Annotated in this window: 16 protein-coding genes; 5 read left to right on the top strand and 11 right to left on the bottom strand. The window is 69.0% G+C overall.

Annotated elements, in window-relative coordinates; translation table 11 throughout:
- The first annotated feature begins 8 nt into the window (after positions 1 to 8).
- Positions 9 to 422 (top strand): MerR family transcriptional regulator, encoded by a 414-nt coding sequence (locus KB201_RS18930; protein ID WP_058251565.1) that lies wholly within the window; start codon positions 9 to 11, stop codon positions 420 to 422.
- Positions 423 to 442: 20 nt separating this feature from the next.
- Here KB201_RS18930 and KB201_RS18925 read toward each other — a convergent pair whose 3' ends face one another.
- Positions 443 to 1,327, bottom strand: a complete 885-nt coding sequence (locus KB201_RS18925; protein WP_176455948.1) for an SDR family NAD(P)-dependent oxidoreductase — start codon at positions 1,325 to 1,327, stop codon at positions 443 to 445.
- 75 nt (positions 1,328 to 1,402) lie between these two features.
- Entirely contained in the window at positions 1,403 to 3,001 is a 1,599-nt protein-coding gene (locus KB201_RS18920; RefSeq protein ID WP_078113421.1) for a CdaR family transcriptional regulator, read from the bottom strand.
- A 74-nt stretch (positions 3,002 to 3,075) separates the two neighbouring features.
- Between KB201_RS18920 and pruA the strand changes: the two genes are divergently transcribed.
- From pruA to KB201_RS18905, 3 genes are all read left to right on the top strand, one after another.
- Positions 3,076 to 4,722: an L-glutamate gamma-semialdehyde dehydrogenase gene (gene pruA / locus KB201_RS18915; protein ID WP_078113422.1), complete on the top strand. Its 1,647-nt coding sequence runs from the start codon at positions 3,076 to 3,078 to the stop codon at positions 4,720 to 4,722.
- Positions 4,722 to 5,672, top strand: a complete 951-nt coding sequence (locus tag KB201_RS18910) for a proline dehydrogenase family protein (protein ID WP_165630376.1) — start codon at positions 4,722 to 4,724, stop codon at positions 5,670 to 5,672. The genes pruA and KB201_RS18910 overlap by 1 nt, the downstream gene beginning before the upstream one ends.
- A gap of 352 nt (positions 5,673 to 6,024) precedes the next feature.
- Complete coding sequence (locus KB201_RS18905; RefSeq protein WP_211540094.1) at positions 6,025 to 7,284, top strand: HNH endonuclease signature motif containing protein; 1,260 nt, start codon at positions 6,025 to 6,027, stop codon at positions 7,282 to 7,284.
- Between the two features lie 338 nt (positions 7,285 to 7,622).
- Here KB201_RS18905 and KB201_RS18900 read toward each other — a convergent pair whose 3' ends face one another.
- The 6 genes from KB201_RS18900 to KB201_RS18875 all read right to left on the bottom strand — a co-directional run bounded on the left by KB201_RS18900 (position 7,623) and on the right by KB201_RS18875 (position 13,570).
- Complete coding sequence (locus KB201_RS18900; protein WP_165630378.1) at positions 7,623 to 8,171, bottom strand: molybdenum cofactor biosysynthesis protein; 549 nt, start codon at positions 8,169 to 8,171, stop codon at positions 7,623 to 7,625.
- Between the two features lie 9 nt (positions 8,172 to 8,180).
- Positions 8,181 to 9,755: an FAD-dependent oxidoreductase gene (locus KB201_RS18895; RefSeq protein ID WP_165630379.1), complete on the bottom strand. Its 1,575-nt coding sequence runs from the start codon at positions 9,753 to 9,755 to the stop codon at positions 8,181 to 8,183.
- Positions 9,752 to 10,597: an FAD:protein FMN transferase gene (locus tag KB201_RS18890; protein ID WP_078113428.1), complete on the bottom strand. Its 846-nt coding sequence runs from the start codon at positions 10,595 to 10,597 to the stop codon at positions 9,752 to 9,754. Before KB201_RS18890 ends, KB201_RS18895 begins: the two co-directional genes overlap by 4 nt.
- Before the next feature lie 38 nt (positions 10,598 to 10,635).
- Positions 10,636 to 11,202 carry an FMN-binding protein gene (locus KB201_RS18885; protein ID WP_137810899.1) on the bottom strand — a complete coding sequence of 189 codons (567 nt, stop codon included), beginning with the start codon at positions 11,200 to 11,202 and terminating at the stop codon, positions 10,636 to 10,638.
- Between the two features lie 65 nt (positions 11,203 to 11,267).
- Complete coding sequence (locus tag KB201_RS18880; protein ID WP_058251573.1) at positions 11,268 to 13,019, bottom strand: substrate-binding domain-containing protein; 1,752 nt, start codon at positions 13,017 to 13,019, stop codon at positions 11,268 to 11,270.
- A 113-nt stretch (positions 13,020 to 13,132) separates the two neighbouring features.
- A complete protein-coding gene (locus KB201_RS18875; RefSeq protein WP_058251681.1) occupies positions 13,133 to 13,570 on the bottom strand; it encodes an SRPBCC family protein in 438 nt (145 codons plus the stop codon).
- Between KB201_RS18875 and KB201_RS18870 the strand changes: the two genes are divergently transcribed.
- Positions 13,548 to 14,168: a DNA-3-methyladenine glycosylase gene (locus KB201_RS18870; RefSeq protein WP_068972049.1), complete on the top strand. Its 621-nt coding sequence runs from the start codon at positions 13,548 to 13,550 to the stop codon at positions 14,166 to 14,168. The genes KB201_RS18875 and KB201_RS18870 overlap by 23 nt on opposite strands.
- 12 nt (positions 14,169 to 14,180) lie before the next feature.
- Here the strand turns inward: KB201_RS18870 and KB201_RS18865 are convergent, their stop codons facing one another.
- From KB201_RS18865 to KB201_RS18855, 3 genes are read right to left on the bottom strand one after another with little or no spacing between them, the layout of a single operon-like run.
- Positions 14,181 to 14,477: an antitoxin gene (locus tag KB201_RS18865; RefSeq protein ID WP_068972033.1), complete on the bottom strand. Its 297-nt coding sequence runs from the start codon at positions 14,475 to 14,477 to the stop codon at positions 14,181 to 14,183.
- A gap of 53 nt (positions 14,478 to 14,530) precedes the next feature.
- Entirely contained in the window at positions 14,531 to 17,044 is a 2,514-nt protein-coding gene (locus KB201_RS18860; protein ID WP_068972050.1) for an HAD-IC family P-type ATPase, read from the bottom strand.
- Positions 17,041 to 18,225: an MBL fold metallo-hydrolase gene (locus KB201_RS18855; protein ID WP_165630381.1), complete on the bottom strand. Its 1,185-nt coding sequence runs from the start codon at positions 18,223 to 18,225 to the stop codon at positions 17,041 to 17,043. Before KB201_RS18855 ends, KB201_RS18860 begins: the two co-directional genes overlap by 4 nt.
- Positions 18,226 to 18,370 lie beyond the last annotated feature (145 nt).

The following is an 18,370-nucleotide window of genomic DNA, read 5'->3' as shown; positions in this document are numbered from 1 at the left end:
GACAGGTCGTGACCGACGACGGGACCGACACCGCCGAGCACCTGCAGATCGGCACGGTGGCAACGGAAACCGGGTTGTCCATCAAGACGATCCGCCACTACGACGAGGTCGGTCTGGTCGTCCCGTCCGCCCGCTCGGCCGGGCGCTTCCGGCTGTACACCCGGGCCGACATCGATCGGCTGTTCGTGATCCGGCGGATGAAGCCACTCGGTTTCACCCTCGACGACATGCGCGCACTCCTGCATGCCGAGAGCGTCCTCGACGACTCCGACGCGGCGCCGGCGGACCGGCGGGCGGCGCTCGAGGCGGTCGCGGAGTTCCGGCAGCGCGCACGACTGGCGTGCGAGAAGCTCGAGCGGCAACTGGAATATGCGCACGAACTCACCGCTCAGCTGTCGGATCGACTGACCGATCCGGCGTGATCCGGCCGGGCACGTGGGCCCTACCCCAGCGGCCACCGGGTGCCGGTGCGGGCCTCGGCCTCGGCCTCGGTCCAGAGTCGACCGGCCAGCTCGTAGTCGCACGCCGCGAGCGATCGGCCCGACAGCACCGGTCGGCCGCGCAGTCCCCACGGTCCGTCGACCCCCACGTAGCTGCCCGGCGGGATCGGCTCGGTCAGGCAATGCAGGGTGGGTGCCGCGCCGGCGTCGAGATCGTTGCCGACGACACCCGCCAGGCCCTGCGCCGCGCGGTGCAGAACGCCCAGGCCCGGCTTGTTCGAGATGTTCGACGCGGCCCAGCCGGGATCGGTGAGCATCGAGGTCACCGGCGACCCGACGTCGCGCAACCGTCGGTCGAGTTCGAGACCCCACAGCATCACCGCGAGTTTCGACCCGGTGTAGGCCCGCGGCGACGACCACCGGGTGCGTCGGAGGTCCAGGTCGGCGGGGTCGATGCGGGCGCGGCGATGCCCCTCCGAACCCACGGACACGATCTGCCGCCTGATGCGTGGCAGGAGCAGGTTGGTCAGGGCGAACGGCCCGAGGAAATTGGTGCCCATCCCGAGTTCGAATCCGTCCCGCGTCGTCCGATGCTGATGCGGGAACATGCCGGCGTTGTTGACCAGCACATCGATCGGGCCGTCGAGTTCCTCGACGAAGGTCCGCACCGAGGCGAGGTCGGCGAGATCGAGCCGGATCACCTCGCAGTCACCGCCGAATTCCCGTGCGCGCCGGGCGCCGAGATCGGTGTCGCGGACGGCCAGGACCACCTGCACACCGGCCCGGGCGAGCGCGCGGGCGGTGGCCATCCCGATACCGTTCGTCGCACCGGTGACGACGACCCGCGAGCCGGTCAGGTCGGACAGGGACTTCGACGATGAGGGCATGGGCGCCACGGTACCCACCGGCCGGCCGGGCGGGGTGGCACTCGGTCGGGGTGGGACTCGGGGGCGCAGCGACTCTCACCGAACGCGCAGGGACAGCGCCACGACGAGACGCGTCGCCGGGTCGTCGAGATCCATCCCGGTCAGGGTCTGCACTCGACGGATGCGGTAGCGCAAGGTGTTCGGATGGACGTGCAGCGCCGCCGCTGCCGCGCGGACGTCACCGAAATGGTCGAGGTAGGCGCGCAACGACGCGGTGAACTCGCTGCCGCTGCGAGTATCGAGATCCGCGAGCCCGGCGACCCGGCTGTCGACGAGATCGGGGTTCTCCGAGAGCAATCCGATGATCTCGGCGAGCAGCACCCCGGTGCGGGATCGCTCGACGGTGGTGACGTCGTCGATCAGGTCGGCGTCGCGACCGGCGGCGTCCAGGACACGATCGATCGCAGAGCGCAGATCGGTTGCGGCGGCGATGGTGTCGGGGCCGGCGACGACCGCGCGTGCCGGCACGCCGAATTGGCGGTCGGCGGCGTCGACGGAGATCCGCGCCCACGTGACGGCGTCGTCGAGCGGGACGCCTGGGAGCACGACGTACGCGCGGTCACCGATCGTGACCGTGACCGACAGCGGACTGAAAGCGCTGGCGTGCAGCATGAGTGCCGAGACCTGCCCGGCGCGGATGCCGTCGGGGGCCGTGAACCCCACGACCGTCACCGTGGCGGTCGGCGCGATGCCGAGCTGGGCGGCGAGGTGGTCTGTGTCGACCGGGACTCCGCCGACACCGAGGAGTCGCCGGACCCGCTGATCGTGGTCGGAGCCTGCCGAACGCCGTCGCGAGATCACCCGGGCCGCCACAGCTGCGGCGCCGACGAGTACCTCGTCGGTGTCGCGGGCCGGCGGGCGCGACCCCTCCTGCAGCCAGACGACCCCCATCAGGACGTCGGAGCGATCGCTGTGTGGGCCCGACGCCGGACGGATGGCGACCGCGCGACGCGGCCGAAGTCCGAGATCGGTGCGTGCGTCGACCATCACGACTCCGGACGACTTCCGGACCGCGTCCATCACGCCCCACTCCCGCAACCAGGCCAGCATCTCCGGCGGCCCCTCGCGGCCCAGGATCGACAGTCTGCGCAACTCGTCGGCCTCCTCGCCAGCCGAGCTGTAGGCGAGGACGTGCGCGTGCTCGTCCTCGATGCTCACCAGACCACCGGTCCGGCGGGCGACCTCCGCGGCGAGCTCGAACAGGTCGCCGGTGCTTCCCGACTCCATGGACTCGCCGCTCCCGACCGCGCCGCGTGCGGCGTCGAGCACCCGGGTGACGAGGTTGTAGATGCGTTCCCAGCGGGCGTGCGGATCGATGGCGATGACCGCGATGCCCAGTCGATCGGCGAGGCCGACCAGGGTCTGTGCGGGGTTCTTGGCCAGTACGGCGACCGGGCGGTGCGCCCCGAGGCCGCCGAGCCACTCCACGACGACGTCGTCGGCGAGTCCGACCAGGAGGAACAGGTCGGCGGATCGGGCGGCGTGCCCGAGCCCGTAGTGCACGTCGTCGGCGTCGACCATCGCCATCGTCGACACCGGCGCGTCGAGACCGCGGGGCGACGAGACCAGGGTCGCGACGGTCTGGTCAAGGGCGAGGACCAACCGCCCGAGCGCGATACCGGCAGTCTTGTCCATACGGACAAGACTAAGAGACCCACCTCGGCTGATCGGCCATATCGCGACGTCGAAAGGGACGGTGGACTGAGGTCATGGATGCCATCACCACTCCCCCTCGACCGTCGAACGAACCCGTCCACAGCTATGCCCCCGGTTCGCCCGAGCGTGCGCGCATCGTCGACGAGCTGGCGCTACAGTCGCATGCCGGCCGCCGCGAGTTCCCGCACATCATCGGCGGCCACCTGAGCCTCGGGGCGGGTGAGGAGATCGACGTCGTCCAGCCCCACGCACACCGCGAGGTACTCGGCTTCATCACCAACGCCACCCACGACGACGCCCGCGCCGCGGTGGACGCCGCTCGCGCCGCCGCCCCCGACTGGGCTCACACGAGCTTCGACGACCGCGCGGCCGTGATCCTGCGCGCCGCCGAGCTGCTGGCCGGGCCGTGGCGCGAGCGGATCGCGGCGGCGACGATGCTCGGTCAGTCGAAGTCGGTGCAGCAGGCCGAGATCGACGCCCCTTGCGAGCTCGTCGACTTCTGGCGGTTCAACGTCGCCTTCGCGCGTGAGATCCTCGCCGAGCAACCGGAGTCGTCGCCCGGGGTGTGGAACCGGCTTGACCACCGTCCACTGGACGGGTTCGTCTACGCCGTGACCCCGTTCAACTTCACCGCCATCGCCGCCAATCTGCCCACCGCCCCCGTGTTGATGGGCAACACCGTCGTCTGGAAGCCCTCCCCCACCCAGGCGTACTCCGCGCAGCTGACCATGGCGCTGCTCGAGGCCGCCGGATTACCGCCCGGGGTGATCAACCTCGTCCACGGCGACGGTGCCGCGGTCTCGGACGTCGTTCTCGCCGACGAGGATCTGGCCGGGATCCATTTCACCGGGTCGACGAGGACGTTCCGTCATCTGTGGCGTGAGGTCGGTGCCAACATCGAGCACTACCGGAACTACCCGCGCCTCGTCGGCGAGACCGGTGGCAAGGACTTCATCGTCGCGCACGCCTCGGCCGAACCTCATGCGTTGCGAACGGCGTTGACGCGCGGCGCTTTCGAGTACCAGGGACAGAAGTGTTCGGCGGCGTCGCGCGCGTATGTCGCCAGGTCGGTGTGGGAGCGGATGGGTGACGAGTTCCTCGGCGAGGCCGACGAACTCGCCTATGGCGACGTCCGAGATCTGACGAACTTCGGTGGTGCGGTGATCGATCGGCGCGCGTTCGACAAGCAGGTCGCGGCCATCGACCGGGCCAAGTCGTCGGCGTCGCTGACCGTCGCGGTCGGCGGCGTCTGCGATGACACCGAGGGGTACTTCGTCCGACCCACGGTCTTGGTGTCCGACGACCCGACCGACGAGGCGTTCGCCATAGAGTACTTCGGTCCGATCCTCGCGGTTCACGTCTACGACGACGCCGACTACGAGAACATTCTCGGCCTGGTCGATTCGACGGCGCAGTACGCACTCACGGGGTCGGTCATGGCGACCGATGTCGCCGCGGTCGCGCTCGCCTCCGACCGGCTGCGGAACGCGGCGGGCAACTTCTACGTCAATGACAAGCCCACCGGCGCGGTGGTCGGGCAGCAACCCTTCGGCGGCGGCCGGGCGTCGGGAACCAACGACAAAGCCGGGTCGAAGCAGAACCTGATGCGCTGGACCTCGACCCGCACGATCAAGGAGACCTTCTCACCTCCCACCACCTCGTCGTACCCGCACATGGTCGCCGACTGGACGGCGCTGTGATGGGGTCCGTCTTCGACACCGTGCTGCGGCCCGCGATCGTCGCGGCATCGCGCAGCGAGCGGATCAAGGACGCGTCCCAGCGGTGGCCGGTCACCGGACGAGTGGTCCGCCGATTCGTGCCGGGCGAGTCGCTCGACGCCGCCATGGCCGCCGTCGGGGCCGAACTCGCCGACGGACTCTCCGTCTCGGTCGACTTCCTGGGCGAGGACACCCTCGACGAATCCCAGGCGGACGCCACGGTGACCGCGTATCTGGCTCTGCTCAAGTCTCTGTCGGGACGCCGTCCGGCACCTGCCGGGTCGTTGGAGGTGTCGCTGAAGCTGACCGCGCTCGGTCTCGCACTGCCGGAGCACGGCGCGAAGATCGCCGAGGAGAACGCGCGCACGATCGTCGAGGCGGCCGATGGCCTGGACGTCGTGGTCACCGTGGACGCCGAGGATCACACCACCGTCGACCAGCGGCTGGCGATCGTGCGGTCGTTGCGCTCCGAGTTCCCGGAGACCGGGACCGTGCTGCAGGCCTGCCTGCGCCGCACCGAGGACGACTGCGCCGAATTCGCGGCGTCGGGCGCCCGAATCCGGTTGTGTAAAGGCGCTTATGCCGAACCGCCCGCGGTCGCGTTCACCGACCGCCGCCAGGTCGACGACAGCTATCAGCGGTGCCTCCGGATACTGATGAAGGGCTCCGGTTATCCGATGGTCGCCAGCCACGACCCCAGGATGATCGACGCCGCGAGAATCCTCGCCGACGAATTCGGTCGCGCGCCGGACAGCTGGGAACACCAGATGCTGTACGGAATACGGGCCGACGAGCAGCGCCGGTTGGCAGCCGCCGGCGCATGCGTCCGGGTCTACATCCCCTACGGCGAGCAGTGGTACGGGTACCTGGTCCGACGCCTGGCCGAACGTCCGGCGAACCTGGGGTTCTTTCTGCGCGCGCTGGCCGGATGAGGCCCCCCGACCAGTCGACTGTGCGTCGGTTTTCGTTGACTGTGCGGCACTGGGCCACTGCTTCCGGATCCGAAACGCTGGATCTGCGGTTGCCGGAGCGCTGAAAGCCGCCCGCTGGGTCGAGCACAGCAACTACCAGAGGGCGGTGGGCCGGCGACCGCCAGACTTCAACTCGACCGGCAGACTTCGATCGAGGTCTGGGAGTCGAGTTGAAGTCTGTCGGTCACAATTCGGGCAGATACGCGAGATAGTCCCGACAGTCAACGCGAATCGACGCACTGTCAACCAAAAACACTGCACAGCGGACGAATTCGCGGTTCTCGGCTTGTGGAAAACCCTCGAAATCGAACGAATGTTCCTGTACCTTGGAGTCATGCCAGAGCTAGCCACTCTCCTCGATCAACTCATCGGAACCACCCCACCCACCGACGACCCCACGGGCAGAGCAACATTCGACGCCCTCGACATGTGGTGCCTGATCCGCAACCTCGCAGACCACCAGATCGCCACGCACGCAGCGCAACTCGACGCCCTCGGAGTCGCACAGAAGACCGGTAGCACCACCAAGAAGCTGCTGATCGAGTCTGGACATGCGCCGGCCTCCGCCCTCCGCACCATGCGGAGTGTCGACGCCCTGCCCAACCTGCCCGCTTTGGCGCGTCATGCCGCCGATGGGAGACTGTCCAGCGAGGTCGTCGACGCCATCGTCCGCGGCATGAACGAGCTCGATAGACGTTGTGGTGAGGCGCTTTCCGGCGACGAGCGCTCGCGGTTTGAGATCGAACTCATCGCCCAAGCACTATCCGGTGCAACACCGACTGAGGTGCTCAAGCATGCTCACGTCATCGGCAACGCTCTCGCCGATGCTTGTGGCGCAGGAATCCGAGCGTCGGACGATGCAAGCTTGAACTCGGTGAACGCACACACCACCGACGACGGCCGCGTCGAAGTCCGCGCCGACCTCACCCAGGTCGTGGGCGAGAAGTTCCTGACGATGATCGATGAGCGCTCGTGCCCCAGGCCCGAACCCGACGGCACCGAAGATCGACGAACCGCCGAGCAGCGCCGTGCCGACGCTTTCGAGTTGATCCTCGACCAAGCAGCGATCGGCGCGACCATCGACACCGTCGGAAGCCCACGCACGCAACTGATGCTGACCATCCCCGCGACCGGAGAACTCGCAACGCTGCCGTGGACCGGGACGGTCAGCCATGCCACCGCGAAACAGGTCTCCTGCGACGGATCGCTGACCGAGATCATCCTCGACAGCGAAGGCGTACCGCTGCAGATGGGTCACACCCGCCGGTTGTACCCGGCACACCTACGCAAAGCGATCATCGTGCGCGACGCCTGCTGCATCAAATGTGGTGCACCGCCGTCCCATACGCAGGTGCATCACATCAAGTCGTGGGCCGACGGCGGACCCACCGACCTCGACAACGGCTGCCTGCTCTGCCAACGCTGCCACACCCAAGTCCACCACCACGGCTGGGACATCGTGATGGGTTTCGACCGCCACCCGTGGCTCGTCCCGCCCGCCAATATCGACCCGCACCGCCGACCGCTACCCGCCTACAACCGCCGCACCATGCGACTCGACGACGCCGCCTGACCGGCCGTCCGACACACACTTTCGCGTAGCACCTTCCGCACCCGGGCCACACCCGGGACCGCATCCGTCCCTTGACAACTCCACAGTGACATTGCTGGTGTTCATCAGTAGGTATCGCTCAGCGATACCTACTGTTGAACACGAGCACGTTGCGTTACCGGCTCGACTGTCAAGGGCACCGTCCGCCAGACAGCGGCCAACAGCAGGGGGCCGGTGTGCCCGCTCACGGTCCGTCCCGGGTCAGGCGGCCGCCATTTGCGAACGGGGAGACAAACTGCTGAGCCACTTCGGAGTTCGCCACCCATCACCTCGCCCCCCCCCGGGTCAAGGGGTAACGGTTACGTCGGCTGCGCCCGCCGCACCTGGTCGGCGGCGCGGGCGGCGTCGAGTTCGACGTCGGTGCGCAAGACCGCGGGACCGACGCTCAGCGTCCCCGACGTCAGCGGTTGCGTCCGAAGTCCACCACGTCCGATCAGGGCTTTGCGCACCCCGTCCCCGGCAACGGTGTCCATCCACGAACACGGATGAGCAGGGCGTCCGCCGCGGAACCGGATCGGACCCGACCCGGTGTCCAGCTCGAACTCGCGTCCCCGCAACGGATCGAGCTCGACACCACGCACGACGACGTTGCGGCGGGCCAGAACAGGATCGGCGTCAGCCGCCGCCGCCATCCATGCTTCGAGCGCCAGAAACGTCACGGCCGCCTCGGTGTGGGCTCGGATTCCGTAGAAGCGATCACCACGAATCCCCTTGTCGGCGACGATCTCCACCGAGGCTGGGGTGCGGGTCTCGACCTCGTCGGCCGGGCCGTCCTTCGGCCTACCGAAGTAGGCGTGCTTCGGCGAGACGACGAATGTGACTATCTCGCAGTGGTATTCGAACTCCATCAGACGCGTTCAGTATCCGGAGAACGAGTCGGTGTGGACACGCCACGGCCGGGACCGCGTCGTACCGTCGAGGCGGCGGACCGCCGCCGACGTCCGTTCGACGAACGCAGGCGTACCCGACACGTAATAGTGTGCGCCGGCCGCGATGGAACCGATAAGCTCGGCCAGCCGGGTGGGATCATCGATCCCGTCGGCGAGTTCCGGCGCCTCGACGGCCGCGACGCGGGCATTCACGGCCCGGGCGCTCTCCAGGTCATCGGCGTATACGGCACGCCCCTGATCTCGCAGCACGTGCGCGATGGTCAGGCCGGAGAGATCGTGGCCCGACTGCACCAGCTCCCGCACCATCGACACGAACGGAGTGATCCCGATCCCGGAGGCGATCAACACCACCGATCCGGTCGCCGGAAACGACCGCGGCAGCACGAAGTCCCCTCCGATCTCGTCGACGTAGACCCGGCGTACGTTTCCGTCGACCAGTGCTGCCTTGTAGGTCGACGGCGCCGCGGCGACGGTGAAGCCGAACTCCACCGGTTGCTGCCGGGGCGCGGACACGAACGAGAAGACCCGCCGCGAACCCGACCACAGCGGCGCCGACCACCGCGGCACACTGACACTCGACCACTGCCCCGCCTGGAACACCGCTGCGCCACCGACCGGTTCACCGCGCACCGCGTAGGTTCGGTCGGCAACCGGGACGGTGACGACGTCGAGCGGCACCCGGCGCGCAGTGCCCGATACCAGTCGGACGAGGAACGCGTACAGGCATCCGACGAGCAACGCCACCTCGGGCACGAACGCCAACGTGTACGCGTCGGTGATCGCAATCGTGTACTGGCAGTGCATGAGCACACCGACCAACGCCGCGTACAACAGTCGGTGCAGCTCGGTGGCCGGCGACGTCAGCGGCTCGGGCAGCATGATCGCCGCCACGAACAGCATCGGACTCGACACCACCCATGTGGACAGATCCTGGCCGCCGCGTACCAGTTCGACGACCCCGATCGTGACAAGGGAGGCGCCGATGAACACCAGGGCCAGTCGCCACTCGCGGATCAACGTCACGACCACCGCACCGATCACGACCATCGGGACGAACAGCGGATCGGCGGCCACCCACCAGAACGGGAAGCTGATGCCCTCGACACCGGCGTATGCCAGCGCGTAACAACCGACCGCACCCGTGACCGCGGGATTGACGATCAGCCGACGACGCCATGCGAGAACATATTTCGACGCCGCGGCGATGGCGGCGCCCACCGCGACGGTGGCGACGGCGGTGTCCTCCGAGCCGCCGGGCAGGACGAAGAACAGGATCAGTCCCGTGATCAGCCACGAATCCGAGTTCGGCGGCACCCGCAGCACGCCGGCGCAGACGTAGCTCACGACCCCGCTGACCCCGACCGCGACGACCAGCCACACCGCCAATTCGTCCGGACCGTAACCGAAGTCGGCATCGGTCGCCGAGACGACGAAAGCGACTGCGGCCAGCACCACCAGCCCGCAGAGCACCGCCCGATACGGGGTCAGGTGCCGCCGGGCCGCGTCGATCGGCGAGAGCAGCTGCGGCAGAAGCGTTGTCACAGGAACAACTCCAATCCGGGGATGGCGGTGTGTTCGACGCTCCCGTTGCGTCGGATGGTCACGTGATGAAATCCCTCACGGTGATGGTCAAAATCGCCGCGCAGGAACGCCGCAGGCGTGAAGAACAGCGCCGTCGCCAGGCCGTCGGCCTCCATCGCCGACGGCGCGATCACCCAGGTCGCCAGCACCTCCCGCGCGGGCGAGGCGGTACGCGGATCGACGATGTGGTGCCAGTCGGCCCACACCCGCCGATTGCTCGCCGAGGCGCAGACCGCGCCGCCGGCAACGGACACGACGCCGATCGCCTTCGTCGTGTCCAGCGGATGCTCCAGCGCCACCCGCAGTCCGCGGGAACGCGGCGATATCACCATGTCCCCACCTGCGTCGACCACGAAGTCGTCGACGTGGCCGCCGACGATCTCCGCCACCCGGTCGACCGCGAATCCCTTTCCGGCTGCGCCCACGTCGAGCAGAGCCGGTTCGCGAATCTCCAGCGCACCGACGTGCTCACCGATCACCGCCTCCCAGGCCGGCGCCGTCGGCACCCGCGCCGACGCGCGGAGCGTGTACGCCGCGTCGTAACCGGCCTCGGCGAGCGTGCGCCCCACCAACGGCGACACCGCGCCGCCGGTGAGGCCGTACAGACGGCGGTACCAGTCGACCAGCGGTTGGTCGGAGTCGGCGATCGGGTATCGCCCCGCCTCTCTGGCCATCTGCGCGACCGTCGAATCGTCCCGGAACCGTGACCAGGCCCGGTCGATCCGGTCGATCTCGGTGTTCACCGCGTCGACGACATCGGCGGGAAGTGTTTCCGGGGTGCTGATCGTCCACCGGGTGCCGATCGCATCGAACGCCCAGTGGTGCGCGGTGCCGACGGAGGTCAGGCCTGCGCCTCCTGTTTGATCTGTTCGATCGCCTCGTTGAAACCGCCGGAGGTGAGCGACGAGCCGGACACCTTGTCGACCTCGATCTCGTCGATGTTCTTGCCCACCACGACGTCGGAGATGCCGCCGGCGAACTTGCCCTGGTACTCGAGCGACGGGCCCTTGGTCTGGCTGGTGTCCACCGACACGGCGGTGATGACCGAGTTCGACAACGTGACGGTGACCCCGACGCTCTGCGGACCACCCGGCGAGATGTACTCACCGCGCGCCGTGTACTCGCCGTCCTCGTACTCGCCGGAGCCCGCGTCGGCGGCCTCGGTGGCAGCGGAGCTGCCCGTCGCGGCGCCGGTCGTCGTGCCGGTGGCCGAGTCGTCCGACCCGGAGTCCTCGGACGAGCATGCGCCCGCCACGAGTCCGACCACCGCCATCGCCGCGACCACCCCGCCGGTGCGGGCGAGGACGGACGATCCCCGCGGGCTGCGGGACGGGCGCGAAGAACGGGGGCCCGGTTCGGCGATCGTGCTCGGGTCGAGGGTCTCGGTTGGCTCTGGGGTGTGCGTCATGCGCCAATTGTGCCGATTGCGCGGCCATTGGTCCCGGCGACGGCCGCGGCGCGTTCCGAACGGTCTCAGCGTCCCGCGGCTGCGACCCTCGCCTGGATGGCGTCGACGAAGACGGTGCGGATGTCGGCCGCGTTCTCCGCGACGTAGGTGGTGCCACCCGTGGCCTCGGCGATCTGCTTCAGCGCATCGGAGTCGGCATCGTCGGAGATACCGATCGTCAGCACCAGCACCGGTCGTGCCGGATCCTCCAGGCGCTTCAGTTCGGCGAGCAGATTGTCGAGCGTGATGCTGTCCGGGTCCTCGTTCTGACCGTCGGTCATGATGATGACGCTGTTGGAGTAGTTCGGGTCGTAGGTGTCCTGCACCTTCTTGAATGCCGCGAGGGTCGTGTCGTAGAGACCCGTCCCGCCCCCGAGGTCCGACAACCCCTCTTCGACGGCCCGGCCGAGCGCGTCCCGATGCGTACCGCTTCCCGAGCGGGCATCGAGGCGGCGGATCGGGGCGAGCTCCTCCCAGTCCTGTCCGGGCCCGCCCTTGTTCACGCTGAACGCCCAGCCGCCGATCATCGTGTTGTTGGGGAAGAGCTTGAGTCCGGTCTGGGAGGCGTCGATGAGCAGGTCCGCCCGGGTGGTGCCGCCGGCCGGTGTCTCCATCGAGCCGGAGGTGTCCTGGACGACCAGCGAGCGGATCGGCACACCAAGTACCTGCCACTGCCGCAATGCCTTGTCGACGGACGACGGGTCGCGCAGCTCCAGTTCCTTGACCGGCTGACCGACACCGTTTCCGTCGGTGTCGCGGTATCCCGAGTCGGCCAGCGCTGCGCGACCGGCATCGGTGTTCAGCGCGGTGACGAGGGCCGCCCCGGCGTCGGCGGCCGCCTGCTGGCGCGCCGCGGGAGCCGTGTTGACCAGCGGATAGTCGAGCATGACCGTGCCCGCCGCGGGGATCGTCGACGTCAACTGCGAACCCTGGTGCGTGCGCATGAACAGATCGAACTGTTGCTCGGTGGTGACCACCGGGACGCCCGAGGTGTTGGCCAGGTTCAGACGCGTGCCCTCGTTGTCGTTGGCCAGGCGCGCATTGTTCTGCTGGATGGCGAGGATGGTCATCGCCTCGGTGAAGTCCTCGTCGGCGAGCTCGCCGGAGTCGACCGCGGCGAGAGCACCGATGATCGGGGCGTCGCCGGTGCTGGTGTCCACCGGGCTGCCGGTTCGCAGATCAGGCAACTTCATGACCTCGACCCAGGTGCCCAGCTCGGGTACGTCGGTGCCGGCGACGACGGTCGGGGTCGACGCGATCGACGGCGACACCATATCGAGGTCACGACGCACCTGGGTCGTCACCCGGCGAGCCTGCACCTGCGAGTCCGCGACCCAGAGGTCCGGAGCCGCTGCACCCTGGGTGAGCAGGCCGGGCACATCCGCACCCGCGGCCGTCTGCACGTCGTAGTCGAAACACGAGTCCGCGGACGCCTGCCGCGCCACCTCGCGCAGCGGACCGGTCATCGCCGAGTCCGACGCGACGGCGACCCGAGTCCGGTCCCCGCAGCCACCCGCACCCGTCTGCCAAATGATGACGCCGGTCACCAGGGCTACGACGACCAGCAGGACCGCACCCGCCCACAGCCATCCCCCGCGGCGGCCCCCATCGGTGTTGCGGTGCTCGAAGCCGAAGTCGTCATCGCTTCCCGACCGGGCATCGTTCGACCTGCCTCTGTCCGATGAAGTCTGGGCGCGTGGCGGAACCGCCCCACCCGACCGGTCGTTCCCGTTCCACTCGTTTCCGGCGCGATCGGCGCCGGAGCTGTGACGCCCCATTGTTCTTTTCCCGTTCCCCTCGTACGGCGGCGGTCTGCAGACCCGCCTCTCGCGTGGTCGCCGCACGACACATCGACGCATCGGCGGTCGCGGCCCGCGTGTTCACGCGTGGCTCAGCCGAACACCTCGCGGAATTTCAGCAGCGACTTACGCAGATCCCCCGACACCGCCATGGCCGCGGTCTTACCCACGGGCCCGATCAGCGGCAGCCCACCCAGATCAACAGTGAAGGTTACTTCCGATCCGCTGGAAGTGGGAGCGATGCCCAGATCCAGCTTCGCCTTGACCCCGCCTTTGCCGTTGCCCTTGAGGCGGACGTGCGAGACCGGCTCGAACTTCTCGACCACCCAGTCGAAGCGGACGCGGGTGCCTTTGACCCGCACGATCGAGGAGACCTCGGTGCCCTTGCGAAGGTCGGCGGACGCCGGGATCGGGCTGCGCCACGTCTCGTGGATCACCAGCCATTCGCTGTACCGCGAGAGATCCGATGCCGCGGCCCAGGTATCTTCCGGTGACAGATCAACGCCGATGGAGTCACTCGTCTTCGCCATGACCCAAGAGAGTAGTGCCCCCGCCTCCGCCGCCGAACAGGCACGTTCGCTGCTGGGCTCGCGGGTGACCGGGCACGGGGTGACGATCCGGCTGACCGAGGTCGAGGCGTACGCCGGTCCCGACGACCCGGCGTCGCATGCCTACACCCGAACCGCCCGCTCGGAGATCATGTACGGGCCCCCGGGACGGTTGTACGTCTATCGCATCCACGGCCACCATTGCGCGAACGTCGTCGTCGCCGGGCCGGGACCCGCTGCGGCGGTGTTGCTGCGCGCGGGCGCGGTGGTCGACGGCGTCGACCTCGCACGCGCCCGGCGCGGTGCGACGCGCTCGGGGCCGGTCCCCGACGCCAAGCTCGCCAGCGGGCCGGGCAACCTGTGCCGCGCCCTCGGGATCACGATGGCCGACCTCGACACCGATCTCGCCGACCCGTCGACCCCGGTCACCCTCGACCCCGGGGCACCGCTTCCGGGGGAACGCGTCGTCGCGGGGCCTCGGGTCGGGGTCCGCCGCGCTGCCGACCTGGCGTGGCGGTTCTGGATCGACGCCGAACCCACGGTGTCGGCGTATCGCCGACATCCGCGGGCGCAGCTCTGAGAACTACTCGGACTACCGCTGCGGGTGCTGCGGCTGCTGGGGGTCCTGCGGCCGGGGATTCTGGGGCTGCGGGCTCTGCTGACCCGGTAGCGGCTCCCCGGGGTTGGTGGGATTGGTCGGCGGAGTCTGTCCCGGATTTCCCTGTCCCGGCGCGCCGACGGCCTTGCGCACGGCATCCTGCGCCTTGTCCACCTGACCCGAGTACTTGTTCTTGGTGACCTTGTCGATGGCGTCGCCGCCTTTCTCGATCAGGCTCGGATTCTTCTGCAGCGTGGCCCTGGCCTTGTTGACGAGTCCCTTGAGATCCATGACGTCTCCTCTGATCGACGTGCCGGACACCTTCCGGCCACTTGCCGCAGATTCTATCGGTCGGACGTGAGCACCCCGCTGACCTGCGCTTCGTCCCCGTGCTGATCGTTGTCATGCGTGGCGACCCATCGGGGCGCCACCCGCGAGACGACCTCGACACACGCGATGCCGACCGCCGCCGAGAGCAGGGCCACCGTGTTCATCCCCCAGTTCGACGAGTCGAGCCGGAACAGGTCCTGGGTGAACGGCCACGCGAAGATCAGCACGTATGCGGCAGCGGAGACCGCGAGGAGCACCGCCTTCCACCAGTTGTACGGGCGGGCGACCACGGCGAGCACGTAGACCGCGACCGCGATCAGCGTCATCAGCGCCGCGGTGGCGGCCTGGGTCTGCGCCGGCGAGAGGTCGACCGCATCCCCGCCGACCTCGACCCCGGCGCCGCCGGGGTTGACGATCACGTAGGTCACGAAGGTGCACAGGCCGACGATGATGCCGTTGGGCACGGCGCTGAGCAGCACCCGCCGTACGAAACCACGCCGGGCCCGCTCGTTGTTGGGGGCCAGCGACAGCACGAACGCCGGGATGCCGATGGTGAACCACGCCGAGATGGTCACGTGGATCGGCTGGAACGGATAGCTGAGCGGGTCGGACCCGAACAGCGCGCCGAGGAGTCCGCCGACGCCGACGAACAGCGCGAGCAACACCGCATACACGGTCTTGGTCAGGAACAGGTTGGAGACGCGTTCGATGTTGCCGATCACACGCCGACCTTCGCCCACCACATACGGCAGGGTCGCGAACTTGTTGTCCAGCAACACGATCTGGGCCACCGACCGGGCGGCGGAGCTGCCCGAGCCCATCGCCACGCCGATGTCGGCGTCCTTGAGCGCGAGGACGTCGTTGACTCCGTCGCCGGTCATCGCGACGGTGTTGTCCCGCGATTGCAGCGCCTTCACCATGGCCCGCTTCTGATCCGGCCGGACCCGCCCGAACGTGACGCCCCGTTCGACGACGTCGGCGAGTTCGCCCGTCTCCGAGGGCAACTCGCGCGCGTCGACCGAGGACTCGGCCGATCCGAGCCCCAGCGACGCGGCGACCGCCCCCACCGACCGGGCGTTGTCCCCGGAGATGACCTTCACCGCGACATGCTGCTGGTCGAAGTACTCGATCGTGCCGCGCGCATCGGGCCGGACCCGTTGTTCGAGCACCACGAGTGCGACCGGGAAGACGGTCCCCGGTGCGACCTGACCCGGCGCGGGCTCGGTGTCGACGGGGACGTCGGTGCACGCCAGCAGCAGGACACGGAGTCCGGCGGCGCCGATGTCGGAGGCGAGACGGGCCGTCTCGCCCTGCGGGTCGAGCAGGACGTCGGGCGCACCGATGAGCCAGTGCCCGTCGTCGATCCCGGCGGTCGGGCCGGCCCCGCTCCCGCGGAACGACATCCCGCTCCACTTGGTGGCCGAGGTGAACGGTTTGATGGCCGTCACCGCCCAGTCGGGCGCGACCGGATGCGCCTCGGCGACCGCGATCATGCTGGCGTTGGGCCGCGGATCGTGTGCGGCGAGCGCGGCCAGCACCTGTCCCGCGGTCTCGGCGGGCACCGTTCCGAGGGAACGCACCTCGGCCAGCCGCATCCCGTTCTCGGTCAGGGTGCCGGTCTTGTCCGCACAGACCACATTGACGCGCGCGAGCCCTTCGATGGCCGGGAGTTCGTTCACCAGACACTGTCGCTGACCCAGCCGCACCACACCCACCGCGAAGGCGATCGAGGTCATCAGGACGAGCCCCTCGGGCACCATCGGCACCAGCGCGGCGACCATGCCGAGCAGGGACCGCCGCAACCCGTTGTCGCTGACGAAGAGTTGGTTGACGATGGTCAGGACGCCGGCGGGGATCAGCAACCAGGTGATCACCCGCAGGATCTGGTCGATGCCGGAGCGCAACTCGGAGGAGACCAGCGTGAACTTCGACGCCTCGGCCGCGAGCTGGGCCGCGTAGGCATCGGCGCCGACCTTGGTGGCGCGGTACGCGCCACCGCCGGCGACCACGAAGCTGCCCGACAGCACCGCGTCTCCCGGGTCCTTGTCGATCGGGTCGGCCTCGCCGGTGAGCAGTGACTCGTCGACGTCGAGGGCGATGGCCTCGACGACCTCGCCGTCGACGACGATCTGATCGCCGGCACCGATCTCGATGATGTCGTCGAGCACCACCTCGTCCGGCGGTACCTCGGTGACCTCGCCATCGCGCCGGACCCGGGGTCGGGTCTGGCCGACGATCGCGAGCTTGTCGAGCGTCCGCTTGGCCCGGACCTCCTGGATGATGCCGATCCCGGAATTGGCGATGATCAGCAGTCCGAACAGGCCGTTGATGAGCGATCCGGTGAACACCACGATCGCGAACAGCACCCCGAGAATCGCGTTGATCCGGGTGAAGACATTCGCGCGGACGATGTCGGCCACACTGCGGCCGGACCGGTCGGGCAGCGCGTTGACCTGGCCGGCCGCGACCCGCTGCGCCACCTCGGTCGCGGTCAGGCCGGCGTCCGCGATCTCCGTCGGCGAGCTCACGCCGAAGCCTCCCACCAATTGGGTTGTGCCACACCGCTACCGGTCCGCGTTGTCAGGTCGATCGAACCGCCCGGTTGCGGCACCAGGATCGTCGGCTTGTCCGGCCCGGCGTCCGCCTGCAACCGCGCGATGGGCTCCCCCCAGGGATGGCGCGCGAGGTTGAACGTGCCCCAGTGGATCGGGATGAAGACCGAGTCGGATCCCGTACCGGGCGAGACCATCCGGTGGATCGACAGGGCCTCCTCGGGGTTCACGTGGATGTCCGGCCACATCACGTCGTAGGCTCCGACGGCGATGAGGGTGAGGTCGAACGGGCCGAGTCGGTCGCCGACATCGGCGAAGCGCTCGCTGTGGCCGGTGTCCCCGGAGAAGAAGACCTTGTGCTCCCGTCCGGTGATCGCCCAGCTGCCCCACTGGGTGAGGTTCCGCTCCAGCCACCGCCCCGAGAAGTGTCGCGCCGGACCGCAGGTGAACCGCAGCTCGCCCGCGCCGGTCGGCACCACCACCTCATCCCACCAATCCGCCTGCCGGATGCGATCTTCCGCGATCCCCCAGGAGGCCAGGTGCGCGCCGACCCCGATCGTCGTGACGAACACCGCGTCGGGCTGGGTGTCGGCGATCGTGACGACGGTGTCCATGTCGAGATGGTCGTAGTGGTCGTGACTGATCAGGACGACGTCGAGTGGCGGCAACTGTGACGGCGCCAGTGGGGCGGAGTGCATGCGTCCGGGCCCGACGAGTTGGCTGGGCGAGCAGCGGCGGCTGAGGACCGGATCGGTGATGACCCGCGCGCCGTCGATGTCGACGACGGCGGTGGCGTGGCCGAGCCAGGTGACGGCGAGGTCGCCGGGGGCCTCGAAGCGTGGGACCGTCACCATGACCGGTCGGCGCGGCCGGCCGGGCCGCCGGGCCATGTCGGTGAGGACCTGCAGGCTCGGATCGGCGATCGACGGGGGTTCCGGGTTGACGAAGGCGCCGTTCCGCAGATGCGGGCTCCGCCGCACGTGCGGCGCTATCTGGTCGCGGGAGGCGCCCAGCGCGCGGGCGGGACCGAGTCCCTCGGCGGCGAGCCGCGCCACGACGGCGTCGGACACCGCCACTCCCGCCGAACCCGCACGCGCGAGGACGTCGCGGCGCAGGTCGTTGGTGCCTTTTCTACCGGTCGTGGAGGTCACGTTCACACAGTAGTGCGTTCGGTGGCGTCACCCCGGGCAGACGGCGGTCGCGCCGTGCGGCGCACGCCTCCCGACCGTCGCCGGTGTGATCTGCGATTTCTTCCGGGTGAACGGCATTATGCGCCTCACCGGCACTGATAGGCTGCGGCGT

This window comes from Gordonia sp. SCSIO 19800, assembly GCF_018132775.1.
Classification (GTDB): Bacteria; Actinomycetota; Actinomycetes; order Mycobacteriales; family Mycobacteriaceae; genus Gordonia; species Gordonia hongkongensis.
Note: the sequence above shows the minus strand (reverse complement) of the source record. Positions and strands in the feature narration are given on the sequence as shown.